This window comes from Bacillus sp. ISL-77 (genome assembly GCF_018613105.1).
In genome coordinates, this window is the sequence record NZ_JAGGQY010000094.1 from 23681 (window position 1) to 49249 (window position 25569).

The 25569-nt window shown below is 37.0% G+C and carries 29 protein-coding genes; 26 read left to right on the forward strand and 3 right to left on the reverse strand.

Going from position 1 to position 25569, the window contains the following annotated elements; all coding sequences use genetic code 11:
* Window positions 1-87 precede the first annotated feature (87 nt).
* The 9 genes from J7E77_RS28890 (at window position 88) to lysA (ending at window position 7716) form a co-directional block, all read left to right on the forward strand.
* Window positions 88-1278, forward strand: a complete 1191-nt coding sequence (locus J7E77_RS28890; RefSeq protein ID WP_214718914.1) for a D-alanyl-D-alanine carboxypeptidase family protein — start codon at window positions 88-90, stop codon at window positions 1276-1278.
* A 142-nt stretch (window positions 1279-1420) separates the two neighbouring features.
* Window positions 1421-1771, forward strand: coding sequence for an anti-sigma F factor antagonist (spoIIAA, locus tag J7E77_RS28895; RefSeq protein WP_168244969.1), 351 nt, complete (start codon window positions 1421-1423; stop codon window positions 1769-1771).
* Entirely contained in the window at window positions 1772-2212 is a 441-nt protein-coding gene (gene spoIIAB, locus J7E77_RS28900) for an anti-sigma F factor (protein ID WP_088088858.1), read from the forward strand.
* Window positions 2213-2224: 12 nt separating this feature from the next.
* Entirely contained in the window at window positions 2225-2983 is a 759-nt protein-coding gene (sigF, locus tag J7E77_RS28905) for an RNA polymerase sporulation sigma factor SigF (RefSeq protein ID WP_088088857.1), read from the forward strand.
* Between the two features lie 114 nt (window positions 2984-3097).
* Window positions 3098-3718 carry a stage V sporulation protein AA gene (locus J7E77_RS28910; protein WP_214718916.1) on the forward strand — a complete coding sequence of 207 codons (621 nt, stop codon included), beginning with the start codon at window positions 3098-3100 and terminating at the stop codon, window positions 3716-3718.
* Window positions 3708-4130: a stage V sporulation protein AB gene (locus tag J7E77_RS28915; RefSeq protein WP_214718918.1), complete on the forward strand. Its 423-nt coding sequence runs from the start codon at window positions 3708-3710 to the stop codon at window positions 4128-4130. Before J7E77_RS28910 ends, J7E77_RS28915 begins: the two co-directional genes overlap by 11 nt.
* 77 nt (window positions 4131-4207) lie before the next feature.
* Window positions 4208-4777 carry a stage V sporulation protein SpoVABEA gene (gene spoVAEA, locus J7E77_RS28920; RefSeq protein ID WP_308160837.1) on the forward strand — a complete coding sequence of 190 codons (570 nt, stop codon included), beginning with the start codon at window positions 4208-4210 and terminating at the stop codon, window positions 4775-4777.
* Window positions 4764-6254 carry a spore germination protein gene (locus J7E77_RS28925; RefSeq protein WP_214718921.1) on the forward strand — a complete coding sequence of 497 codons (1491 nt, stop codon included), beginning with the start codon at window positions 4764-4766 and terminating at the stop codon, window positions 6252-6254. The genes spoVAEA and J7E77_RS28925 overlap by 14 nt, the downstream gene beginning before the upstream one ends.
* Window positions 6255-6411: 157 nt before the next feature.
* Window positions 6412-7716 carry a diaminopimelate decarboxylase gene (gene lysA, locus J7E77_RS28930; protein WP_214718929.1) on the forward strand — a complete coding sequence of 435 codons (1305 nt, stop codon included), beginning with the start codon at window positions 6412-6414 and terminating at the stop codon, window positions 7714-7716.
* Between the two features lie 50 nt (window positions 7717-7766).
* On the opposite strand, the gene J7E77_RS28935 is transcribed toward lysA, so the two are convergent.
* Entirely contained in the window at window positions 7767-8630 is an 864-nt protein-coding gene (locus tag J7E77_RS28935) for a DUF1002 domain-containing protein (protein ID WP_214718930.1), read from the reverse strand.
* A gap of 509 nt (window positions 8631-9139) precedes the next feature.
* On the opposite strand from J7E77_RS28935, the gene J7E77_RS28940 reads away from it, so the two are divergent.
* Window positions 9140-9490, forward strand: a complete 351-nt coding sequence (locus J7E77_RS28940) for a GNAT family N-acetyltransferase (RefSeq protein ID WP_214718931.1) — start codon at window positions 9140-9142, stop codon at window positions 9488-9490.
* A gap of 31 nt (window positions 9491-9521) precedes the next feature.
* Here the strand turns inward: J7E77_RS28940 and J7E77_RS28945 are convergent, their stop codons facing one another.
* Window positions 9522-10043, reverse strand: a complete 522-nt coding sequence (locus J7E77_RS28945) for a DUF309 domain-containing protein (RefSeq protein WP_214718932.1) — start codon at window positions 10041-10043, stop codon at window positions 9522-9524.
* Window positions 10044-10231: 188 nt separating this feature from the next.
* Window positions 10232-10327: a YjcZ family sporulation protein gene (locus J7E77_RS28950; RefSeq protein ID WP_251026711.1), complete on the reverse strand. Its 96-nt coding sequence runs from the start codon at window positions 10325-10327 to the stop codon at window positions 10232-10234.
* 202 nt (window positions 10328-10529) lie between these two features.
* Between J7E77_RS28950 and J7E77_RS28955 the strand changes: the two genes are divergently transcribed.
* The 16 genes from J7E77_RS28955 to J7E77_RS29030 all read left to right on the forward strand — a co-directional run bounded on the left by J7E77_RS28955 (window position 10530) and on the right by J7E77_RS29030 (window position 25423).
* The gene (locus J7E77_RS28955; RefSeq protein WP_214718936.1) at window positions 10530-11300 is read left to right on the forward strand and encodes a segregation/condensation protein A; all 771 of its coding nucleotides are present in this window, start codon (window positions 10530-10532) and stop codon (window positions 11298-11300) included.
* On the forward strand, window positions 11287-11874 hold the full coding sequence (gene scpB, locus J7E77_RS28960; protein WP_214718937.1) for an SMC-Scp complex subunit ScpB: 588 nt from the start codon (window positions 11287-11289) through the stop codon (window positions 11872-11874). Before J7E77_RS28955 ends, scpB begins: the two co-directional genes overlap by 14 nt.
* 119 nt (window positions 11875-11993) lie before the next feature.
* On the forward strand, window positions 11994-12413 hold the full coding sequence (locus tag J7E77_RS28965; RefSeq protein WP_214718938.1) for a hypothetical protein: 420 nt from the start codon (window positions 11994-11996) through the stop codon (window positions 12411-12413).
* Between the two features lie 37 nt (window positions 12414-12450).
* Complete coding sequence (locus J7E77_RS28970; RefSeq protein WP_214718940.1) at window positions 12451-12939, forward strand: YpuI family protein; 489 nt, start codon at window positions 12451-12453, stop codon at window positions 12937-12939.
* Window positions 12940-13066: 127 nt separating this feature from the next.
* A complete protein-coding gene (locus tag J7E77_RS28975; RefSeq protein ID WP_214718941.1) occupies window positions 13067-13957 on the forward strand; it encodes a superoxide dismutase in 891 nt (296 codons plus the stop codon).
* A gap of 173 nt (window positions 13958-14130) precedes the next feature.
* Complete coding sequence (locus tag J7E77_RS28980) at window positions 14131-15276, forward strand: D-alanyl-D-alanine carboxypeptidase family protein (protein WP_214718942.1); 1146 nt, start codon at window positions 14131-14133, stop codon at window positions 15274-15276.
* Window positions 15269-15856, forward strand: a complete 588-nt coding sequence (locus J7E77_RS28985) for a nucleoside recognition domain-containing protein (protein ID WP_214718944.1) — start codon at window positions 15269-15271, stop codon at window positions 15854-15856. The genes J7E77_RS28980 and J7E77_RS28985 overlap by 8 nt, the downstream gene beginning before the upstream one ends.
* Window positions 15857-15862: 6 nt before the next feature.
* The gene (locus J7E77_RS28990; RefSeq protein ID WP_088088841.1) at window positions 15863-16399 is read left to right on the forward strand and encodes a spore maturation protein; all 537 of its coding nucleotides are present in this window, start codon (window positions 15863-15865) and stop codon (window positions 16397-16399) included.
* Window positions 16400-16620: 221 nt separating this feature from the next.
* Complete coding sequence (rluB, locus tag J7E77_RS28995) at window positions 16621-17358, forward strand: 23S rRNA pseudouridine(2605) synthase RluB (protein ID WP_088088839.1); 738 nt, start codon at window positions 16621-16623, stop codon at window positions 17356-17358.
* 98 nt (window positions 17359-17456) lie between these two features.
* Window positions 17457-17981, forward strand: a complete 525-nt coding sequence (gene resA, locus J7E77_RS29000; RefSeq protein WP_214718946.1) for a thiol-disulfide oxidoreductase ResA — start codon at window positions 17457-17459, stop codon at window positions 17979-17981.
* A gap of 19 nt (window positions 17982-18000) precedes the next feature.
* The gene (gene resB, locus J7E77_RS29005; protein ID WP_214718948.1) at window positions 18001-19635 is read left to right on the forward strand and encodes a cytochrome c biogenesis protein ResB; all 1635 of its coding nucleotides are present in this window, start codon (window positions 18001-18003) and stop codon (window positions 19633-19635) included.
* Complete coding sequence (ccsB, locus tag J7E77_RS29010) at window positions 19636-20820, forward strand: c-type cytochrome biogenesis protein CcsB (protein ID WP_214718949.1); 1185 nt, start codon at window positions 19636-19638, stop codon at window positions 20818-20820.
* A 187-nt stretch (window positions 20821-21007) separates the two neighbouring features.
* Window positions 21008-21724 (forward strand): response regulator transcription factor, encoded by a 717-nt coding sequence (locus J7E77_RS29015; RefSeq protein WP_214718951.1) that lies wholly within the window; start codon window positions 21008-21010, stop codon window positions 21722-21724.
* Window positions 21721-23499: an ATP-binding protein gene (locus J7E77_RS29020; RefSeq protein WP_214718952.1), complete on the forward strand. Its 1779-nt coding sequence runs from the start codon at window positions 21721-21723 to the stop codon at window positions 23497-23499. Before J7E77_RS29015 ends, J7E77_RS29020 begins: the two co-directional genes overlap by 4 nt.
* Window positions 23500-23721: 222 nt before the next feature.
* Entirely contained in the window at window positions 23722-24273 is a 552-nt protein-coding gene (sigX, locus tag J7E77_RS29025; RefSeq protein ID WP_214718954.1) for an RNA polymerase sigma factor SigX, read from the forward strand.
* Entirely contained in the window at window positions 24248-25423 is a 1176-nt protein-coding gene (locus tag J7E77_RS29030; RefSeq protein WP_214718956.1) for a hypothetical protein, read from the forward strand. The genes sigX and J7E77_RS29030 overlap by 26 nt, the downstream gene beginning before the upstream one ends.
* The last annotated feature ends 146 nt before the right edge of the window (window positions 25424-25569 follow it).

A 25569-nucleotide genomic window follows, 5' to 3' on the forward strand; every position in this document is an offset into this window, starting at 1 on the left:
TATTTTTATTTTTTTGACAGGGAATAATTGTATAAAGTTATTAATTTTGGAAAAAATGGATGCTATAAAGAATGGAGGGTTATGCGAATGAAACGATTTGTCTCTGCGATAGTGACATTTTTTTTACTTACAAGTTTAATGAGTACATCTGCTTTTGCAGCTGAAGAAAAAAAGAATGCTGAAGAAAAGAAGAATGCTGATATCGTCAACAATGTAAAATCCGCTATTTTAATTGAACGTGATACCGGAAAAGTGCTTTATGAGAAAAACAGTAATGAAGAGCTTCCACCTGCAAGTATGACCAAAATTATGACGATGCTTTTAATTATGGAGTCAATCGATCAAGGAAAACTTACTTGGAATGAAAAAGTCAGAGCAAGTGAGTATGCTGCCTCGATGGGTGGTTCACAAATTTTTCTTGAAGCTGGCGAAGAAATGACCACCAAGGAAATGTTAAGAGGAATTGCAATTGGTTCTGGAAATGATGCTTCTGTTGCTATGGCTGAGAGAATTGCAGGGTCAGAAGAAGCATTTGTTGACATGATGAATGATAAGGCCAAAGAACTTGGCTTAAAACATACTTACTTTAAAAATACGACGGGACTCCCGGTCAGTGGTCATTTCAGCACTGCAAGTGATATGGCTATTATGGCGAAGGAACTATTAAAATATGAAGACATTACGAAATTCACCGGTATGTATGAAGCATATCTTCGTGAAAATACAGACAAAAAATTCTGGCTTGTTAATACCAATAAATTGGTGCGCTTTTATCCTGGTGTGGACGGACTCAAAACCGGCTTTACTGCAGAAGCGAAGTACTGCTTAACAGCAACAGCTCAAAAGAACGGCATGCGCGTAATTGCAGTGGTGTTTGGTGCACCCACATCCAAGGAAAGAAATGCCCAAGTAACTAAAATGCTTAACTATGCCTTCAACCAATATCAAACACATCCAATGTTTAAACGTAACCAGACCATTGCCCAAGTGAGAATAAGCAAAGGACAGGAAAAGTCTGTGGAGGCTGTAACAAGTGAGCCAATTTCCTTGCTGACTAAAAAGGGCGAAAAAACAGCGGATGTAAAACGTAAGGTGATTATCAATAAAAATCTTAATGCCCCAATTCATAAAGGTGATAAAGTAGGGACCATAAAGTTGATTAAGGACGGAGAAGTGTTTCTAGAAAGTCCTTTATTAGCAAATAAAAATGTAAAGGAAGCTGGATGGTGGACCTTATATAAACGTTCCTTCGGTATGTTTACAAAGGCGGGTAAATAAAGACACTTCCGGTTTTCGGTGTCGAAATAACTAGATATGTCACTTCTTTTAGCGAAAAACAACTTGTTTTGTATTTGGAGAAGGATATTTACACCCGTAAAGAGAATTGACTCACTATACCAGATTAAGGAGGACGTGGATAGTGAGTCTTAATATTAATATGGAAACAAAACATGACGTTCTATGTATTCGTTTAAGCGGTGAATTAGATCACCACACCGCGGATGAACTTCGCGAAAAAGCTATAGCAGTTATTGAAAAAAATGATATTCGTCATATTGTCTTAAATCTGGAACATCTTGCATTTATGGACAGTTCAGGCTTAGGCGTTATATTAGGCAGATACAAACAAATTAAACAGGTGCACGGTGAAATGGTGGTTTGTGCAATTTCCCCTGCAATACAAAGATTATTCGATATGTCTGGTTTATTCAAAATCATAAAAATGGAACCGACAGAGGAATTTGCATTGCAAAGATTGGGGGTGGCCTGAGTGAAGAATGAAATGAATCTTCAATTCAGTGCATTAAGTCAAAATGAGTCCTTTGCCCGTGTAACTGTTGCAGCTTTTATAGCACAACTAGATCCTAATATGGATGAGTTGACAGAAATCAAAACAGTCGTGTCAGAAGCCGTGACCAATGCAATTATACATGGTTATGAAAATGATCCAAATGGAATTGTCTATATTCAAGTAATCATTGAAGATAGTTTAATTGATCTGACAATAAAAGATGTTGGAATGGGAATTGTAGATGTGGAAGAAGCTCGTCAGCCATTATTTACAACAAAGCCGGACTTAGAACGTTCCGGTATGGGTTTTACTATCATGGAGAATTTCATGGATGAGGTAGAGGTTCATTCACAGCCAGGTCGAGGAACCGAGGTTAGATTACGAAAGCATTTACAAAACCGCAAAATGCTTTGCAATTAAGGAGACTTGCCAATGGATGTGGAGGTTAAGAACAATAAAGGTCAAACATATTTAAAGGACCATGAAGTAAAAGAGCTCATCAAAAAGAGCCAAGACGGAGACCAAGTATCAAGGGATTTAATCGTTGAAAAGAATATGCGTCTGGTCTGGTCTGTTGTCCAACGGTTTCTTAATCGGGGCTATGACCCTGATGACCTATTCCAGATTGGTTGTATCGGATTATTAAAATCAGTTGATAAATTTGACCTTTCATATGATGTAAAGTTTTCGACATATGCAGTTCCAATGATTATCGGTGAAATCCAGCGATTTATCCGTGACGATGGAACCGTTAAGGTTAGCCGCTCACTGAAAGAAATGGGAAACAAAATCAGAAAAGCGAAGGACGATTTATCGAAAACGCTTGGAAGAATTCCGACCGTTAACGAGATATCAGCCCATCTTGAGTTGACACCGGAGGATGTAATCCTTGCTCAAGAAGCAAGCAGGACGCCTTCTTCCATTCATGAAACCGTTTATGAAAATGACGGGGACCCGATTACATTACTTGACCAAATTGATGACGGTAATGATGGGAAATGGTTTGATAAAATTGCCTTAAAGGAAGCTATCCGTGAACTGGATGAACGGGAAAGACTTATTGTTTATTTACGATATTATAAAGACCAAACACAATCTGAAGTCGCCCTTCGGCTCGGGATTTCTCAGGTACAAGTATCGCGACTTGAAAAAAAAATATTGCAGCAAATGAAAGGCCGTATGGATCTCTGATTCATACGGTTTTTCATTTGTCGAATTACTTTGGAAGTTTTTGGATTTCATGAAAAAAATGCTTATTACCCATACTATTTATACGAGGAAATCATTGTGTGGGAAGTGAATGTTTTGGAAGAAACAATATACATCCGCATGCGGAATCGTGTCCAAACACCGCCTGAAGAAAAAGTATTGTTAAAGGATATTGCCCAAGTCATTGCCCCGGATGAAGTTCTTTCACATTTACAAACTATGATGATCCATCAATTAACAGATGCGGACCAGAATATAGTCATCATAGATGTCATGAAAGTAATCCACATATTAAAAAGAGAATTTGGAGAAATGGAAGTTCAAACCATTGGTCCTGCGCAAACCATCATTGAAGTCACGTATAAGAAAAAGGGAGTTTCCATTCCCTATTTTCTTTTAATATGGTTTCTCTTATTTTTTGGTTCAGCCATGGCGATCATGAATTTTCATGATGATGTAAGTATGAAGAGTGTCCAAGAAAAAATATATACCATCATTACTGGAAAAAAAGAAACAAAACCATTACTGTTTCAAATCCCCTATTCTATTGGTTTAGGCTTAGGAATGATACTATTTTTTAATCATGTTTTTAAGAAACGTATTAATGAAGAACCCAGTCCTCTAGAAGTAGAAATGTTTAATTACCAAATGGATTTAGATAATTACGTAATTATCCATGAAAATAAAGAAAGTATAAAAAAAATCAATGATGATTAGTATTTTAGCGATTATCTTTTTAGGTGTAGCAAGCGGACTGGCAGTAGGTTCTGGTTTTGTAGCTTTTCTTACGGTGCTCGGAGTTATCCCGAGACTAACACAACTTAGTAAAACAATGAAAATGATTCAACACTATGAATGGGCAGTAGTCTTAGGAGCACTCACGGGGGTAGGAGCGAGCCTAAGGGACCCTATTTTAAACATCCCTTCCTTCCCATTAATTTTTCTAGGAATGACCGGTGGGACTTTTTATGGAATGTTGGCTGCCGCTCTTACAGAGGTATTAAATGTCTTCCCCATTCTCGCCAAAAGAATCCGATTAGATGGAGAAATTGCCATATTAATTATGGCCATCGTATTAGGGAAGATTTTTGGATCTATCTTCCAATGGGTTTATTTTGTTCATCATTAAAACTTTTGAAAACAGTCTAGCACTAGTGCTTATCAGGCGCTTACGCTTTTCTGATGAAAGGACATCACAGAATGAGCATTCGGAGGCGTGTTATTTTAATAACTGATGGTGACGAATATGCAAAAAGGGCTGTAGAGCATGTTGCTAGAGAAATTGGCGGCAGGTGTATTTCCAGTTCCCAAGGAAATCCGTCAACATTAACTGGACTTGAATTAGTCGAGTTAATAAAAAAGACTCCTCACGATCCTGTATTAGTGATGTTTGATGATAGTGGCATAGTTGGAGAAGGCGCAGGTGAAAATGCATTGAAATTTGTTGCTCAACATAAAGAAATTGAAGTTCTGGGCATCATTGCTGTCGCAGCAAAATCAAGACATGAAGAATGGGCCAGGGTGGACGTAAGCATCGATCGTGATGGGAATTTAACACCATATGGGGTAGATAAATTTGGTATACCAGAGCTTGAAATCGGGAGAATAAATGGTGACACTGTTTACTGCCTCGATGAATTGAAGGTACCTATCATCATAGGCGTTGGGGATGTTGGAAAAATGGCAAGACGTGACTCCTACAAGCAGGGTTCCCCGATAACGAAAAAAGCAGTGGAGCTTATACTTGAAAGGAGTGGCTTTCATGTCAAGAAGTAACGAACAAAAATGGCCAATCCCGGAATCGGTAAATGAAATAGAAAATTATATGAAACAGCGGGTGGGCCTTGGGGTAAGCTTTGATTTTGGAGTAAGGAAATTAAAAGTCCTCAAAAAAGACGTCCATATTTACTATGTTAATGGGTTATGTGATACCATTTACATTATTCAATTGATTAAAGAATTAGTAGAAATCAATTATCATGAAAAATTATCGACAGACCTCTTTAAGATTGTTGAAAATAGACTAGTTAATCAATCTGTTGAACAGATTAACCAGCTGGATATCATTGTCGACAAGGTTTTATCTGGATTGATTGTTGTTGTAATGGAAGGGGAAAATACTGCTTTTGCCATTGATGTTAGAAGCTATCCAGGCAGGCAACCTCAAGAGCCCGATACAGAAAAGGTAGTTAGAGGATCACGTGATGGATTTGTTGAAAACATTATTTTGAATACAGCTTTAACAAGACGAAGAATTCGAGATGAACGACTGCGCTTCGAAATGCTAAAGGTAGGCGAACGGTCAAAGTCAGATGTGGCATTAGGTTACTTAGAAGATGTTGCAGATCCAGATATGATAAATATTATTCGTAAAGAAATAAAAGCAATTGAAACAGACGGAATTCCAATGGCTGATAAAACAATCGAAGAATTTATCTTGAAACAGGGTTGGAATCCATTTCCACTGGTAAGATATACGGAGCGTGCTGATATTGCAGCTACACATATTCTTGAAGGGCATGTTGTTATTTATGTCGACACCTCACCAAGTGTTATTATCGCCCCTACTACATTTTTTCATCATTTACAGCATGCTGAGGAGTTCCGGGAATCACCGGCAATGGGAACCTTTATGCGCTGGATGCGTTTTTTAGGTGTTTGGACATCTATTTTTCTACTCCCGTTTTGGTTGTTATTCGTATTAGAACCTTCATTATTACCTGAAAAACTCTCATTTATAGGACCGAATGAACAGACCAATATTCCAATTATCGTTCAAATATTTTTGGCGGATTTTGGGATTGAATTTTTACGATTAGCGGCTATTCATACACCAACACCGCTTTCTACAGCAATGGGCTTAATCGCATCAATATTGATTGGGCAAATTGCTATTAGTGTAGGTCTATTTGTTCCAGAGGTAATCTTGTACGTCGCCGTTTCGGGGATTGGCTCTTTTACAACACCTAGTTATGAGTTGAGCGTAGCAAACAAAATCGGTCGATTAACACTGTTGATTCTTGTGTCACTCTTCCATTTGCCTGGATTTATCATTGGGGCGACGGTATTCTTTCTTTGCCTTGTTAATATACGTGCCCTTAATACACCTTATTTATGGCCATTCCTACCTTTTGAACCGAAAGGATTTTTGCAGATAATTGTCCGCAGAGCAATACCAGGCTCCATTCTCAGACCTAGTATTGTACATCCTAGAAACCGATACAGGCAGCCGCCTAAAGCGAACGAGAAATAATTGCACTTTTCTAGCAGTTATGCTAAAGTAATTTTAATTAAATAAAGGGATAAAGTGTGAAAATAGGCAGTATCTTTTGCAGATTCTGTCTATTTATTATTATCTTTTATGATTGTCCGCATAAACTATAGTGAGTGATTGAGAGAGAGGGAAGGGAATGTATTTTTACGGGACAACAGGGGTAAATAAAAATGGAAATTTAGAAATTGGCGGAGTTGATTCTGTTGAGTTGACTAAAGAATTTGGAACTCCCCTTTATGTATATGACGTCGCATTAATGCGCGAGAGGGCACGGTCCTTTAAGCGGGCATTTGAAGAACAAAATATTAAGGCGCAAGTGGCCTATGCTAGTAAAGCTTTTTCAACCATTGCCATGATTCAGCTCGCCGAGGAAGAAGGTTTATCACTTGATGTAGTGTCTGGTGGTGAATTGTATACTGCTTTGGTTGCAGGATTCCCAGTCGAGAGAATTCATTTTCATGGAAATAATAAAAGCAGAGAAGAGTTAGAAATGGCACTGGATCAGGAAATCGGCTGTATTGTTGTGGATAATTTTTCGGAACTTGCTCTATTGAAAGCAATTTCGATCGAAAAAAATGCCCATGTAATTATCCTGCTAAGGGTAACTCCGGGAATCGAAGCCCATACGCATGATTACATTTTAACTGGGCAGGAAGATTCGAAGTTTGGATTTGATCTTCAAAATGGACAAGCGGAAGACGCATTAAAAATGGCGCTTGAAATTGAAAACTTTGAGGTACTTGGACTCCATTGCCATATTGGATCACAAATTTTTGAAACAACCGGCTTTCTATTAGCTGCAAAAAAGATTGTCGAAAAAATGGAAGCATGGAAAAAGGAACTTTCCTTTGAAGCAAAGGTTTTAAATTTGGGCGGGGGCTTCGGGATCCGCTATACAAAAGAAGATGAACCATTACAACCATTCCAATATGTGAGTGAAATTATACGGGAAGTAAAAAAGTTAACGGAGAGCTACTCTTTAAAAATGCCGGAAATTTGGATAGAGCCAGGTCGTTCACTTGTTGGCGATGCTGGAATTACCCTTTATAAAGTGGGTTCGTCTAAAGAAGTACCTGGTGTTAGAAAGTATTTAGCAGTTGATGGCGGAATGAGTGACAATATTCGACCTGCACTCTATCAGGCGAAATATGAAGCTGTTCTTGCAAATAAGCCATTAACGAAAGCGAATAAAACTGTTTCAATCGCTGGGAAATGCTGTGAATCTGGAGATATGTTGATTTGGGATTTGCCGCTTCCAGAAACTGGAGAAGAGGATATACTCGCAGTTTTTTGCACGGGTGCCTACGGCTATTCAATGTCAAATAACTATAATCGAATCCCGCGTCCGGCTGTCGTTTTTGTAGAAAATGGAACAGCAACACTTGTAGTAAAAAGAGAGACCTACGAAGACTTACTACGCCATGATTTGCCGCTGAAATAAAAAATATAAAGCTGTCACTTCGTTTGAAGTGGCAGCTTTTTCTGGTTTAATTAGGAAAATATGGATTTTATAGCATCAAAGAACCAGTTGAAAAATTGTTTAATTTTTTCTAAGAAACCTTGTCCTTCTTCTGATTGAAGAAATTTAGAAATACGATCTTTAGCTTTATTAAGTTGGTCGCTAACTTGGTTCCAATCAATGTTTAAATCTTTGAGCTTATTAAAAAAGTCCATTAATCGTTTCATTTCTTCATCGGTAAGTTTAACATTTAATTCATTTGCAGCTTGTTTAATAATATTTTGTAATTCTTCATCATTTTTTGGTTTATTCTTAGCAATTTCTTCTTTCACTTTCGCAATTAATGCAGCAGCGTTCTTATCACCAATGGATTCTCCTAGTTTAGCGGTTTCGACCATTTCCTGGTTTGCCGCTTGTTTTACTTCTTCAGGAATCGTTTTATCAGCTGATATTTCATAGGCTTTTATGATACCAGTAAGCGCGGCTGTTCCAGAAACCGTAACCGGGGATGTTATATAAATTTTTGCATCCTTAACACCCGCAGTGATAAGGGCATTGACATACATCTCGTCCGTAACCCAGTTAATATTTTTTGTTTCAACGGTAATCCCAGACCCCTTAGGTTGAATGGTTATAGCTGATGATGATATGGCCTTTGTGCCGATGAATGATTTTGATACGTATTTCCCTAAATATTGATGTTCCTCCTGATTCGATACAGTTACTATTTGTACATCATTTGGAGCACCCATTTCCGTTAAAAGTGTATTCTTTTGCTCATTTGTTAAATTTTCACCTAATGTAACAATCATGTCCCCTTCAGCTATATCAGCAAAAGTGCGAACTGGATTGATAAGTAGCAAACTTAACAATAAGTAAATAAGAATTTTCTTCATAGTTTCCTCCTCGTAACTCTAAAAGGTAGTAAAGAATTGTTGAGACTCTTTTATTAATTAATATAACCGAATCCAATAATAATAACGTAAATATCCACGCGGAAGTTTCATAGATAGTTAATCTTAATAAAAAAAAGCAAAATTTGTAAGCAGATGTAAGGAGAATAGATTATTTTTGTAATTTAGTGTAGAATGGAAGTCATGCACAACATCTTCAAAACTTATTTTGGAGGAAGCTTTTTCATGAAGAGAACTAACTGGGTTTTATTTAGTATTCTTATTGGCTTGTCCGTTCTATGGGGAATTATTTATTGGATTTTTATTGGACCCAGACACTAAGAATAATTTTATTGATGATTGACCATTTATTATGTATCATGGTGATTAATGAAACATAATATCTGCGACTACATATAATGAATAATGTTTAATATTGATTTTCTTGGTAAAAATATACTATTGTTAAACCAAATATTTTATCGGTTTATTTAATATAATGAGGGATCTAAATGTTAATTCGTTATAAAAAAACATTCGAAAAAATTGCAATGGGTTTATTATCCTTTATGCCCAGCGAAAAAGACTTAAAAAAGCTCCAACAAACCATGAAGGAATATGAAACAGAAGAGCATTTGCAGCTTTTTCTTTGGAAAGAAGAAGATATAATAGGGCTTTTGGGTGTCTTGAACCACGATGATACCAATTCTATAGAAATCCTTCATATCTCCGTGAATCCTTCGCATCGTTTTCAGGGAATCGGTAAAAAAATGGTTAAAGCACTGAAAGAAATGTATGCAGAAAAAGAAATTACTGCAAATGAAAATACAGCAGCTTTTATCGAAAAATGTGATTTTTGCTAGATTACATTCAAAAAAGCAGCGAATAATAAATTTATTCGCTGCTTTTCCGCGTCTTTAATGACCGATTTCTTTCTTCTATTATACTGGATCTGTCACGTAATTTATGACGGTGGACAAGGGAGCTATTTGTAAGATCACTTTCATTTCCCCAAATAAACCCCCTTTGTTCACATGCTTTTTTCGCATATTCTAATAAGTCGGGGTCACAAATGGGTAAGGAAATGCTTCTATATGAGTCTCCTTTTTGCAATGCAGAAATCTGTCTATTTAACAAGTGGTAAAAATCCACTTTATTTAATCCGAGTTTTGTCAACGAATCCGATTGTAATTTAAGTATCATTATTGCTTTTCTTAATGTTCGTTCAGCACCGCTAAAATTACTTCGACGATGATGATAAGCAGATACTGACAATAAAATAAAACCGACCCAGACGGAATCCTTGTTTCTCGGATCGGTCTTTTTCCAGTAATCTTCAAGTAGTTCATGGCACTCGAAATAATCACGATCGCCATGAAAATGGGCTAAAAAATGTATATACTCGCTCGGGTACAAGCAATTCTCCCCCTTACAAAATGTTTAGTATAGTTTATCACAGTTAATGGTTCCTCTAAAATATTAGAATTTTACTTTTCAATAAAAAAAGCCCGTCAATATTGACGGGCAAGTAGTTCTAACTAATATTGGTAGCCAGCCGGAGTGCACAGTAATATGTTTAATTCTGTACACTTCCTAATTTTTAATTAATAGACCCAGGAAGCACCAACGATAATTAACAAGATAAATAGAACTACAATTAACGCAAATCCGGATCCGAATCCGTGGTCAGACATATTCATTACCTCCTAAAAAATGTTTTGTTCTTTTCCTTGTCATCATATGTAGGATATTTGTCCATTGTTATGGGCAATCATCATGTTTTGATAATATTCCCTCGCCAAGTTGATTTTTCTATTGGATAACCTTATTTAATCCTCTATACTATTAATAGTCGAAGTGAATGATCAACGAACTTATTTTAAAGAATTTTGGTGAGTTATAATGCCATACCAGGTGAAAATTGATGCATTTGAAGGACCATTAGATTTGCTGCTCCATTTAATTAATGGTTTAGAAATTGATATATATGATATTCCGGTTGCCGAAATAACCGAGCAATACTTAATGTATATAAAGACAATGAATGAGCTCAAGCTCGATGTTGCAAGCGAGTTTTTAGTTATGGCTGCGACGTTGCTCGTAATTAAGAGTAAAATGCTTTTACCAAAGCATGAAGAAGTTCTCGATGTAGAGGATCCTGACTTGTTATTCGAAGAAGATCCAAGAGACGAACTTGTTGAGCGTCTAATAGAGTATCGAAAATATAAAGAAGCAGCCCATGACTTAAAATTCATGGAAGTGGAACGAGGGCTCATGTATACAAAGCCGCCAAGTGATCTTTCTGAGTTTGCGAAAGAGAAACAGCCGGAAAAAGAAGAGTTAAATGTTTCTCTGTATGATATGCTGGCTGCTTTACAAAAATTAATGCGACGAAAGAAACTTCAGCGCCCAATGGCAACGAAGATTACTCGTCAGGAAATATCTATTGAAACCAGAATGACAGAAATTATGGTGGAACTTAAGCAGCTTAAAGGACAAAAAAACTTTAATGAATTATTTCCCTATCCGGCTAAGGACCATATCGTCGTAACCTTTTTGGCCGTCTTGGAACTTATTAAACGAAAAGAGATTGACGCCCAGCAACAAGAGAACTTTGGAGATATTTATGTTAAAGCCGTAAAGGAAGGGGCAGAAATGATTGGAAATCATTAACTGGAACAGTATCCTAGAAAGCCTTTTGTTTGCTGCAGGGGATGAAGGGCTTTCACTGAAACAGCTAGCAGAGGTTCTAGAAGTGAATGAACTTAAGGCAAGTGAAATCATTGAGGATCTGAAAAAAGAATATGAGCGGGACAACAAAAGGGGAATTATGATGGTCCAGCTTGCTGGTACCTATCAACTTGCAACAAAGAAAGAAAATGCAACTTATATAAAGAAACTTGTTGATTCCCCCCATACTTCCACATTGTCACAGGCAGCGCTAGAAACATTGGCCATCATTGCCTATAAACAGCCAATCACTCGAGCTGAAATTGAGGAAATTCGCGGTGTGAAAACAGAAAGACCGTTGCATACACTAATGGCAAAAGCGTTAATAAAAGAAGTTGGCCGTGCAGAAGGTACAGGAAGAGCCTACCTATATGGAACAACGAAAGAATTTCTGGACTATTTTGGTCTGAAAAGTATTGAAGAACTACCCCAGCTTCCCGAAAAGGCGGAAGATGAATTTATTCAGGAAGAGGCAGATCTATTTTTTGAAAAATTTCAGGAGACGATTAATTCTTAATTTTCCAATACTTACTTAAATTTATGATAAAATAAATGTAGGTTAATTATTCAATTCTTTCACGACATGTTAAAAAGATTTACAAGTGATATTGTCATTGGCCAAGGAGTGGGATTAATTTGTTAATTAAAAAGTGTAATGGCTTTGAATTAGAAAAGGAACAATCAAATACTTCTGAGGACTTTTTTAACAGAAGCATCGTTACTTTTTCTGAAGATGGTGAGGAAAAAACGCTGCACGTTTTATATGTTAGGTATTTCGATGAATTCTTCCATGAATTCACTCCGTACAAGCAAGACCCGATTATGGTTCAGGAAAACAATGAGGTTTTGTTTAAAGACATCGTAGCGCTTGTATGTCTCTTGAAAAATCCAGGCCTGCGCAGCCGAAAACGACTTTATATTAATTCAAAGCAGGAATTTGCTTCTTATTTTCAAGATATCAATTATAATAAATTACCTGAAATTTTTCTTTCTCTTAACCAAAAGAAAGAATATGAGCTTCGTTCTCCGCTAGAGTTCATTATGCAGCCAAAATAAGTAATGTTTACGAAGTAAAAAATTTAGGGGGTTAACAATGGGCAATACATTGGTAAAAACACAATTAAATGATGTAAAGAATTTTTTAGGGAAGACAATTTTAACATTAGAGGATTTTTTAAATGAAGCAACGATTTCGCAATTAGACTTGGAAAATGAAGAAGATCGTAATTATAATAAATTGATCTTTGCAAATTTGCGGAAATTAATTGTTTATAGTGAAGAAGGTTTAGATGTGTGCTCCGTAATTTTGCAAGGCAGTCCTTTTCAAAAAGCAGCGGCAGAAAAAACTCTTTATAAAATTTATCATCAATGTATAGAAGAGTTTTTCTCACCGAAGAATGATGCCTGGTACGAAGACAGCAGGTCAGCTTACACGGGAAGAAACTCTATCAAGTTTTATCGAAACATTTCTGACAGTATTGTACAGTTGGTCAAAAGTTTAGAAGGTGAGTTTCAAAGGATTAGGGAAGAACTTGAGTATTATGAAACAGATTATCGAACAAAAATGATCCAATCAAAATAAGATTATCATTGAAAGGGCGGTCCTATTATTAGGGCGGCCTTTTATCATGTTCTTTTTTTGCTCTCACCCTCATACCATCTAGGTAGGCTACTTATAAAGCATCCTATTGTCAGGAAGAAGGGATAGAATGGATCGTTTTAGTCGTTATGTAAACGAACTGTTTGAGTGGAATGAGCAAATGAAACAGTTTCTTCAATCAGAAAAGGAGGGAGGAAATTCTGATTTATGGGAACATCTTGATAATTTCACTGAATTAATTGAAAACACAGGCAGACAATTATCAAATGAAGAGCTACTAACCCTTCAAGCGAAGGCTGAGCATATCCATGAGCAAATGGAAAATTATTTTAAAAGAAAACAAGAAGGCGGAGTCATTTGGGTGGCAGAAAAAGTTGTACCCGCTGGGGGCCATACACTCCCTGACCTTCCCTACCCCTATAATGCACTGGAACCATATATTTCAGAGGAAATCATGAAGCTTCATCACGATAAGCATCACCGAGCATATGTTGATGGATTAAATAAAGCAGAAATTAATCTTAAAAAAGCAAGGGAAACTAACGATTTTTCATTAATTAAACATTGGTCACGAGAGCTTGCCTTTCATGGGTCTGGACATTATCTTCATACGATTTTTTGGAAAAACATGAGCCCCAATGGCGGGGATCATCCAAAAGGACTGTTAAAAGGTGAAATTGAGAAATACTTTGGAAGTTTTGCGGCGTTTAAAAAGCAATTTTCTGAAGCGGCTAAGCAAGTAGAAGGAGTAGGCTGGGCCATATTAGTTTGGTCCCCACGAGCAAGGCATTTAGAGATACTGCAATCTGAACGACATATGCTATTGACCCAGTGGGATACCATTCCACTCTTAGTATTAGATGTTTGGGAGCATGCTTATTATCTTCAGTATAAAAACAAAAGGCCGGATTATGTCGACAATTGGTGGAACTTAGTCAATTGGCATGATGTAGAAATGCGGTTTGAAAAAGCAGCGGACATCAAATGGCCAGCATTTTAGGGTATCAAAAAATCAATAAGCAGACGGCAAATTGTCGTCTGCTTTTGTTTTTCTTCAGCAAATTGTCATAACAAGCCTCGTCCTGCATAAACTTGTACAAGAAAAATGAAATGCTTCAGTGCCTTCCTTGGCACTGAAGCTAGATAACTTTACAAGGGGACGAGGTTAATCTAATGAGAATGATTTGGAAGCTAGTTATGTTTTCCCTCATAGTCTCAATATTCATTGCTAACATTCCTCAAAAGGTGGATGCTTCAGTTTCCGTAAGTGCAGCAAGTGCGGTTTTGATAGAGCAGAAATCAGGTCGTATCCTTTATGAGAAAGATGCCTACACAAAAAGGAGAATCGCAAGTATAACGAAGATAATGACTGCGAAACTAGCAATCGAATCGGGGAAAATGAATCAATATGTAAAAGTTAGCGAACAAGCGACTCGTGCAGAAGGATCGTCAGTCTATTTAAAGCCAGGCGAAAAAATTAAGCTTAAGGACCTAGTATATGGGTTGATGCTAAGGTCCGGAAATGACACGGCTGTAGCAATCGCCGAGTATGTTGGGGGAAGTGTAGAGGGATTTTCCTATTTAATGAATCTAAAGGCAAAGGAAATCGGGATGTTAAATACCCATTTTGCCAATCCACATGGACTTGATGACCGTGAAGACCATTACTCAACAGCCTATGACATGGCCGTGTTAATGCGCTATGCCATGCAGGATAAAACCTTTAAGAAAATCTCTGGTACAAAGGTATATAGAGCACCAAACCCCACAGAAGATTGGGACCGTATCTGGAAAAATAAAAACCGCTTGCTAACAAAGTATAAATATACAACCGGTGGGAAAACAGGTTATACCAAACGAGCCAAAAGGACATTGGTAACATCTGCAACAAAAGGAGATATGAGCCTAATTGCAGTAACCTTGAACGGACCAGACGATTGGAATGATCATATTTCCATGTATGAGAGTGGATTTAAAGGGTTTGATATGGCTGAAGTATTACCTGAGGGTAAAATTGAGGATGTAAAAAATAAGTATTATAAGAATCATTTATACGTAAAGAAAGCAATTGTTTATCCTGTAACGAGCGAGGAAATGGACTTATTTTCTATTAAATATAAGTTGAATAAGCCTGTCAAAAAATTTGATAATGACAAGAAGAATGAAAAAATTGTTGGAAAGGCAGCAGTTTACTTAGATGGAAGAGTTGTTCAAGAAACTCCGATTTACTATCAGAATGTGCCCGAGCAGAAAAAAGGGTTGTTGGATTTTGTAAAGGAAATTTTTCTTATCTTTATTGGTGTAAAGTCCAATGGTTAATTATATCTGGGTGTTTATGACTGTTGTTGGGTTTATTTTCGCGCTATTCAATGGGACAATGGCTGAAGTGAATAAAGCAATATTTGATGGGGCGAAAGAAGCGGTGACCCTTTGTATTGGACTTATCAGCGTTCTCGTCTTTTGGCTTGGAATGATGCGGATTGCGGAGGAGTCCGGGCTTTTAGAACGTCTATCTAAACTTTTTCGACCGCTTGTCAAACGATTATTTCCTGAAGTACCTGTAAGCCATCCAGCAATGGGCTATATTTTATCAAATATGATTTCTAATATGTTCGGTTTGGGAAATGCAGCCACTCCTCTTGGTATTAAAGCGATGGAAGAACTAAAAAAGTTAAATGGGGGAAAGGATTCAGCGAGCAGATCCATGGTTACCTTTTTAGCAATTAATACTGCAAGTATTACCATTATTCCAACAACTGTCATTGCGATTAGAATGAATTATCATTCTGCATCTCCTACTGAGATAGTCGTTCCAACGATTATAGCAACCATTATCTCTGCGTTAGGTGCAATCTTAATTGACCGTTATTTCTATTATCGCAGAAGCAGAAAAGGATGAAAAAACATGGAGATGATATCGGTTATTTCGTTAACATTTATCCCCTTACTAATTGGGTTTATTCTATTATATGGTACCTTCAAACGCGTCCCAACCTATGAAAGTTTTGTTGAAGGTGGAAAAGAAGGCATTAAGATTGCCTTTTCAATTATCCCCTTCCTTGTTGGTATGCTTGTGGCCATTTCAATTTTTCGAGCGTCCGGTGCATTAGACGCTTTAATGAATTGGATTCGACCGATGATGAAATCAATTGGAGTACCCGCGGAAATAGTGCCATTATTGATTATCAGGCCTATTTCTGGAAATGCTGCACTGGGAATGACAAGTGATTTAATTGGCGTTTATGGGCCAGACTCATTTATTGGCCGCCTGGCTTCTGTTTTGCAAGGGAGTACAGACACAACCTTTTATGTTTTAACCGTCTATTTCGGCGCAGTTGGTATAAAAAAAATGGGGGATGCCCTAAAAGTAGGTCTACTTGCCGACGTAGTCGGAATTATCGCTGCAATTGTAGTAGTTTCGATGTTTTTTGGAACAAAATAATATAAAATGAATGAGCATGTTCAATTTGAACATGCTATTTTAATATTTTTCTGTAATAATACCCGTGACTTTGAAAAGTGAAGAAATTATGTCATAATTCATTAGGATAGGTTTCTGTGTTCGTTACCCTAGTAATAAGGAAATTACTATTTCTGAAAAGGAAACCAATGGCTCTATGGAGCCATCTTATTTTTTATACAGATAAATTCGAGGTGGAATGAATGGAAAGATTGCAAAAAGTAATTGCTCGAGCGGGCATTGCTTCAAGAAGGAAATCTGAGGATTTAATTAAAGAAGGGCGTGTAAAGGTTAACGGAAAGGTTGTTACAGAGCTTGGTCTCAAGGTATCTTCATCTGATAAGGTAGAGGTAAATGAAATACAGATTGAGAAAGAAGAACCTGTTTATTTCCTTTTATATAAACCAAGAGGAGTTATTTCAAGTGTGAACGACGAGAAGGGTAGAAAGGTAGTGACGGATTTCTTTCCGCATTTAAAAGAAAGGATTTATCCCGTTGGCCGCCTTGATTATGATACATCAGGATTATTAGTGTTAACGAATGATGGAGAATTTGCTAATTTACTCATGCATCCGAAAAGTGAAATAGACAAAGTTTATGTTGCAAAAATAAAAGGCATTCCCTCAAAGGAAAACCTAAGGAAGCTTGAAAAAGGAATCCGTCTAGAAGATGGAAAAACAGCTCCAGCTAGAGTGAAATTGCTTTCAGCAGATAATAAAAAACAATCGGCCATTGTTGAAATAACCATCCATGAAGGTAGAAATCGTCAAGTTAGAAGGATGTTTGAAGCAATTGGTCATGATGTATTGAAATTAAAGCGTGAACGATATGCCTTCTTAACACTAAATGGTTTAAAAACGGGCGATGCAAGAGAGCTAACCCCACATGAAGTAAAGCAGCTAAGGGCACTGGGGTTAGGCTCAACCAAAAAAAATTCATAAAACCGTCACAAATGCTATTCTTCATTTACACGGTTTTTGTGTTGCAAAATGCTATAATTAGACAAACTGTGTCATGTGATTTACTGGAGGGGAATTAATTGAAAAAGCGGCGATTAGTTGTAAGAACTATCATACTACTTTTACTAGGGGCTGCCGTTGTTTATACGCTATATGCTAATTTTACACAAGATAATAAACAAAAAGTGGCGGTTGATAGCTTAGCTCCTGATTTTGCATTAGTTGATATGCAAGGAAATAAACATCGGCTTTCAGATTATCGCGGCCAAGGGGTTTTCTTAAATTTCTGGGGAACATGGTGCCCGCCTTGTAAAAAGGAAATGCCGTATATTAATAATCAGTATCATCAGTATAAGGACAAAGGGGTACAAGTTTTAACAGTAGATATTCAAGAATCTAAACTTGCAGTTAATCAATTTGCTGACCGTCTTAAGCTGGATTTTCCGATTATGATTGATACAGATAAGGAAGTAATGAATACTTATGGAATTGATCCGCTGCCAGCTACATTTTTGATTGATAAGAATGGCAAGGTCGTTAAATATTATACGGGTGAGTTAACAGAAGAGAAAATTAGGGAATTTATGGAGAAAATAAAACCTTAGGTTGTTGGGAGTTTTTTCAATGAAAGATGTTAAATGTGAATGCGGGCATGTAAATCCACATGGAACTGTTTTATGTGAGGCATGCGGAAAAGTGCTGGATGAGAAAATTAACCCTGCAGAACTTCTCGATATGCGCTATGAAGGAAGTGCAAGACGTTCACAAACATATAATAAAACATTTATTGATAAAATATGGAACTTTTTTTCATCAGTAAAGGTTGGCGTTTGGCTGATTATTATTACCTTAATTGCTTCATCACTTGGTACGATTTTGCCGCAGGAAATGTATATAGACTTGCCTGCAGATGTTTATTACGAGCAAGAATATGGTTGGGTTGGTAAATTATATTACCAATTAGGTTTTAATAATTTATATGGTTCCTGGTGGTATTTATTATTAATTGCGATGATCGGTATATCCTTGGTCATTTGTAGTCTCGATCGGGTGGTGCCATTATATAAGGCCCTTAAGGCCCAAAGGGTTACAAGACACGAAGGTTTTTTAAAACGTCAGCGCATTTTTGGTGTGAACGAAAGTGCAGATGAAAATGATCTTACGATAATTAAGAAGCATTTAAAGGCAAGACGTTACCATGTCCGCGAAGAAAATGGAGATATCTTAGCTGAAAAAGGGCGTTTTTCTCGCTGGGGTCCGTATGTAAACCATGTTGGATTAATAATTTTCTTACTCGGCGGGATGCTGCGCTTTATTCCTGGAATGTATGTAAATGAGAACCTTTGGGTCAGGGAGGGAGAAACAGCTCTTGTTCCTGAGACAGAAGGACAGTTCTATCTCCAAAATAACAAATTCATTTTAGAACACTATGATAAAAATAAAGACAAAACATTTGAAAAGGCTATTAATATGGCTGGAGATGTTGTGAAAAATTATCAATCGAATGTTGTTCTTTATAAGCGTGTTGGAAATAATCTACCTGGCGAGAAACCAAAGCTCAAGAAAGTAACAGAATATAAGGTAAGAGTAAATCTCCCTCTCACCTTTGAAGGTTATTCTGTCTTCCAAGCTTCATTCCGAAATGAACTCAATACGATGTCATTTTCATTAACAAATAAAAATACAAAAAAAGCCATTAACGATCTTAAAATTGATCTTACAGATCCGAAGATGAAGTATGATCTTGGTAATGGGTATTCTGTTGAAATTCTAAACTACTTTCCAGATTTCGAATTTGCGGAAAATGGGGAGCCAACAACAAAATCACGAGTTCCAAACAACCCTGCCTTTGTCTTCCGGATGGTATCCCCTGAAAAGCCAAAAGGGGAAACAAGTTTCGTTGCCATCAAGCAAACCATCGAGCCATTTGGGGCTAATCAATATAAAATGGCATTTAAAGGAATCGAAACAAAGAATGTTTCAGGATTTATTGTTCGGAAGGATTCAACATTATGGGCGATTATATTAGGTGGAATCATATTTATGATTGGCGTCATACAAGGAGCCTATTGGAACCACCGTCGAATTTGGATTCAAAATAAAAATGGACAAATTTGGGTTGCAGCTCATACAAACAAAAATTGGTATGGACTAAAAAAAGAAATTGAAACAGTTTTGACAGATACGAAACTTGAAATGCCAGACGATCAAGTTCAAAGGGAAGATACTGATAAACCTAAGGATAAGGAGAGTGTCTAGTTGGCAACAATAAGTAGTAATTTATTATTTATTTCTTTTATACTATATTTAATTGCAACCCTGTTTTTCGGAGGGTCTATTAAATCAAAGAAGCCATCGAATGAAAAGGAAGCAACCAACAAATGGGGGAAGATTGCTGTACTGTTAACAATTGTTGGTTTTGTTTCACAACTGGGTTACTTTATCACTAGATGGATTGCTGCGGGGCACGCCCCAGTTAGTAACATGTTTGAGTTCACGACATTCTTCGGAATGGCGCTTGTAGGTGCATTTATTGTCATTTATTTTATTTATCGTACAACCTTACTAGGATTATTTACAATGCCTGTCGCCCTATTGGTTATCGCTTATGCAAGTATGTTTCCAAGGGATATTACGCCATTAATACCCGCATTACAAAGTTATTGGCTGCATATTCACGTAACTACTGCGGCGATGGGGGAAGCTATTCTATCGATTAGCTTTGCGGCAGGGCTTATTTATCTCGTAAAGGCAATTGATCAAACAAAATCCAACAAACGAACCTTTTGGCTTGAAATGGTCATGTTTTCATTAGTCGCCGTACTTGGTTTCGTTGCCGTATCTTCGATATTTTCAGGGTTGGGTTACCATGAGAAATTTAATTGGGTTGATAAACACGATAACGAGGCAGTGGTTGAATATACGATGCCTGCCATTTCCGGTCCGCATGAAGGAGACTTACTAACAAAAGATGGATTTAAGCCTTTGTTCGAGGTACCAGCATTTATTAATGCCAAAAAATTAAATACAGTAATTTGGTCATTAATGGCGGGACTCGTTATTTATGGCTTAATTAGATTAATATTACGAAAACGAATTGCTGCAGCACTAAAACCGCTTGTTAAAAACATTAAATTAGACTTTGTTGACGAAATTAGCTATCGCTCTGTATTAATCGGTTTCCCAGTATTTACTCTGGGTGCACTCATTTTTGCAATGATATGGGCACAAATGGCTTGGTCACGATTTTGGGGATGGGACCCAAAAGAAGTTTGGGCATTAATAACATTTCTATTCTATGCAGCATTTTTACATCTTCGTCTTTCAAAAGGGTGGCACGGCGAAAAATCTGCATGGTTAGCAGTAATCGGCTTTGTAATAATTATGTTTAACCTTGTTGCAGTCAATCTCGTTATTGCTGGCTTACATTCCTATGCCGGTTGATCATTCGCAATTGGGACATGGGTAAAATTTTATAGCCTTCACTTACAAAAAGTGAAGGCTTTTTATTAAATTTTCAAGTATAGCTATTGTTGTCAAATTATTGACACTTTTTATAGGAGTAATTAGCATGAAAATATAGCATAAAACAATACCGTTTTGTAAAATTAACTCCATGGGGGGATTAATAATGGAAAAAGACGTGAAAATTTTAGTTGTAGATGATGAGGAAAGAATTCGCCGCTTATTAAAAATGTATTTAGAGCGTGAAGATTATACAATTGATGAAGCTGAAGATGGGACCGAGGCTTTAGCAAAAGCGTTTGCCAATGACTATGATGTTGTTCTTCTTGACCTGATGATGCCAGGGAAAGACGGAATTGAAGTTTGTCGTGAATTAAGAGAAAAGAAGGCAACACCGGTAATCATGCTTACTGCTAAAGGGGAAGAAATTAATCGCGTCCAAGGTTTTGAAGTGGGCACTGATGACTATATAGTCAAACCATTTAGTCCGAGAGAGGTTGTCTTGCGTGTCAAGGCCTTGTTAAGAAGGTCTTCACAAACAAGTTACCTGCAAACGGAAACGACAACGAAAGACGTCATTGTATTCCCACACTTAACCATTGATAATGATGCACACAGGGTAGCAGCAGACGGTAAAGAAGTAAGTTTAACGCCAAAAGAATATGAATTGCTCTATTTCTTAGCGAAGGCGCCAGATAAAGTTTTTGACCGTGAACAGTTACTTAAAGAAGTTTGGCATTATGAATTTTTCGGGGATCTACGTACAGTTGATACGCATGTAAAGCGTCTCCGTGAAAAATTAAACAAAGTTTCTGAACAAGCTGCAAGAATGATTGTTACAGTTTGGGGTGTAGGCTATAAATTTGAGGTTATTAATGAATGACATTATTAAGAAGTGTTGTAGGAAAGCTATGGTTAACGATCCTTTTATTAGTATCTTTTGTGCTATTCATCTTAACAATCATGCTTCTCGAATTTTTCCAAAACTACAATACTCTTGAGATGAAAAAGGATTTGACCAATACAGCTGAGAAAATTGCGAACGTTTTAGAAAAACATCCTAATGAAAAATTTCCACTTGGATTAGAGATATCCTGGGAGATTATTGATAATGTCAACAATGTAGTAATTGTTAAAAAGGACAGTGAAATCTATTACTCTCCAAACACGGATCTTTCCAATAGGTTATCCTTAACTGATATTAAAAATGACCCGAAATTATCACAAGTATTTAAAAAAGATAAGTCCGTTGAAAAAATTTCCACCCTTTCGTTTAATGAAGATGAAAAGGAAGCTAAGTATTCAATTATTGGTGTACCTTTGCATTTGCCCGGGGATGAAAAAAGTGCAGTTTTTATTTATCAATCATTGGAAGTAATGCAAGAAACAACCCATGAAACGACTAAATTTATTTTACTTGTTGCGGGTGTTGCCATTATCCTAACAACTATTTTTGCCTTCTTTTTGTCTACAAGAATTGCAGCTCCCTTAAGAAAGATGAGAGAAGCAGCCTTTGAAGTAGCCAGAGGAAAATTTGATACAAAAGTACCCATCCTTACACATGACGAAATTGGTGAACTAGCAACTGCTTTTAATCAAATGGGAAGACAATTAAAATTCAATATGAGTGCACTTAGCCAAGAAAAAGAGCAATTATCGAGTATCCTTAGCAGTATGGCAGATGGTGTTATTACCTTTAATCGGGATGGGGCGATTCTAATCACCAATCCTCCAGCAGACCGCTTTCTTCAATATTGGTATTATGAAATGGGTGGAATTAGTACGGATTCCGAGGCCATACCACCAGAGGTAATGGATCTATTTCAGCGAGCAGTCGATACTGAAGCAGAACAAATGGGTGAAATTTCATTCCAAGGCAGACATTGGGTCATCCTAGTTAGTCCATTATATAGTAACCGTTTTATTCGCGGTGCAGTAGCCGTTCTGAGGGATATGACTGAGGAAAGACAGTTAGATAAAATGAGACAAGACTTTATTGCAAACGTTTCTCATGAGCTTAGAACGCCAATATCGATGTTGCAGGGCTATAGTGAGGCAATCGTTGATGATATTGCTGAATCCCAAGAAGAGAAAAAGGAAATGGCAAAGGTCATTTATGATGAATCCTTGCGTATGGGCCGGCTTGTTAATGAATTGCTAGATTTAGCCCGAATGGAAGCCGGACATCTTCAATTAACAATGGAGGAAACTAATATCTCTTCATTTATCAATCGAATTATCCACAAGTTCCAGGGATTAGCTAAAGAAAATGAAATTCAATTATTTGCAGAGATAGATAATGAAATCACCTCCATTTCCTTTGATCCTGATCGAATCGAACAGGTTCTCACAAATTTAATTGATAATGCCATAAGACATACACCTAAAGGCGGTTCTGTTAAATTAAGTGTGACTTCAGAAGATAAGGGCGTAATGATTAGAGTTAAAGATTCTGGGTCGGGTATTCCTGACGAAGATTTACCTTTTGTGTTTGAACGGTTTTATAAGGCTGATAAAGCTCGAACGAGAGGAAGAGCAGGAACAGGACTTGGACTAGCCATAGCTAAAAATATTATGGATGCACATCGTGGTCATATTTCTGTTCAGAGTAAACTAGGTCAAGGAACGACATTTTCCTTTTTAGTGCCTCGAAAATAGTAAAATGAACAAGTATTTTGCCGATTGTTCTTGATTCACGAGGAACAATAAAAATAGAAAGCTAAGAGCTCATCCATTAACAGGATGAGTTTTTTGTATCAAATTTTTAGGAAATGAATTCCAATTTATACCTTCCTTTTTGTCACAAAAAAGTCTATATTTATAAGGTGAAACCTTTTATACATATAAATCGACTAATATTATGAACGGGGAGGGGAATTGATGGACTCCGTTTTCGATGAACTTTACCAAAAATATCATCATGACGTTTTTCAATTTCTACTTTATATGGTCAGGAACAAAGAACATGCCGAGGATCTTGTCCAAGAAGTCTATATAAGAGTCTTTAAATCTTATCGCCGTTTTGAAGGGAAAAGCAGTGAGAAAACCTGGTTGTTTTCGATTGCAAGAAATGTAGCCATTGACTTCTTCCGAAAACAAAAGGGATGGAAAGAACGTTTACTCGAAAAATTTGATTGGTCCACCGATCAGCTGAAAGATGGATATCCTATACCAGAAGAAATCACGGTACAAAAGGAAGAAATCAGGTGGGTTTACAACTGTCTAGAATATTGCACAATGGATCAAAGAGCAGTTATTATTCTGCGATATATTCAAGATTTATCGATTGCTGAAACAGCCCAAGCATTAGGATGGACAGAAAGCAAGGTGAAAACGACACAGCACCGTTCGTTAAAGGTATTGAAGAAACATATGGAAATGTCTTATCAGAAGGAGGGAGCGGCAAGTGAAAAAGTCAGAGTGGAGCGATAAGCAGCTCGAAGAACTATTAAGGCAAATGCCCAAAATACAAGATGATCGCAATCCTCGTGACATTTATCAGAATCTTTCTATAAAAAAGACAAAAATAAAACAATGGCTCCTGCCTGGCCTTGCTACTGCATGTGCATTGCTCATTTTCTTCATCTTAGTTCCTAAATTAATGGTCGGAACCCAATACTCAGAGGATAAAGCAAGTCAAAAAAATGCTTCATCTGGGCAGGAAATGCAAACAGCGGATGAGGATTCCTCCAGTGCTTTGAAAAAAGAAGATGACAATTTAAAAGCAAAGACCTTTTCAGCAGCTGAGAATAATGAACTTTTAAAAACAGCAGTCTATGATGATGAAGTAGACAATGGAAGGGTCTTAACTTATTGGATTCCAGATCCGCAAGCGCAAATACTTGTTCCAGTTTCCACTATAGTAAATGATTCAAATGATAAATCATGGCTAACTATATTTAATGAAAACATGGTGAGTTTAAAGGAAGAAGAATGGGGTTTAAGCGAATTTTATCCACTTAATGCTACGCTGAAGCTTGATAATAAAAATAAAGCTGTTTTGGTTGATGTGTCGTCAACCCATCAGTACGGCCAAGGATCAACAACAGAAACAAATTTTATGAATGTATTACAAAAAGATATTTCTTCGAACAGTAATATAAAAAAAATCCGATTTTCAACAAATGGTGAGCCTGGAATTGAACTAGGGAATCTTGGCAGGAAAGAGGAAATTGAAGTCGTCCAAAAGAAGAATCATGCCTTCTTCTTTTATTTTTCCAAAGATAGTGAAATCCCCTACTTAGTTCCATCAATAGAGACGTATACTGATATTAATAGGGCTTTGGAGGCAATGAAGAATGATCAGCCCTTATTAGGGTTAAAAAGTTCACTTTTTCCTGCTCTGCCGATTAAGGATGTATCCATTAAAGAAAAAACTTTACTAGTTACAATAGATGAAAATTCGAGTCTACGAGAAGACCAAGTTACGATTAACGCTTATGAGTCCTTGTTATTAACAGCTAAAGAATTTGGTTTAGAAAAAGTCATTATAAAAAATTCGCCTATAAAAAAAATCGGAACATTTGACCTATCAAAGGAAAACAAAGTCCCGCGTGCGCCAAACCTACAGACGCTTCAATAATTATTCTCAATCAACCCCTAGTGGTTGATTTTTTTTATCATGAATAAAATAACTATAATCTCCAAATTATAACAAGTATGTCTAATCGCTCCTCCACCAAGGTATATGTTCTAAAGGTGAAACAACTAACATATGGTGTGGAGGAG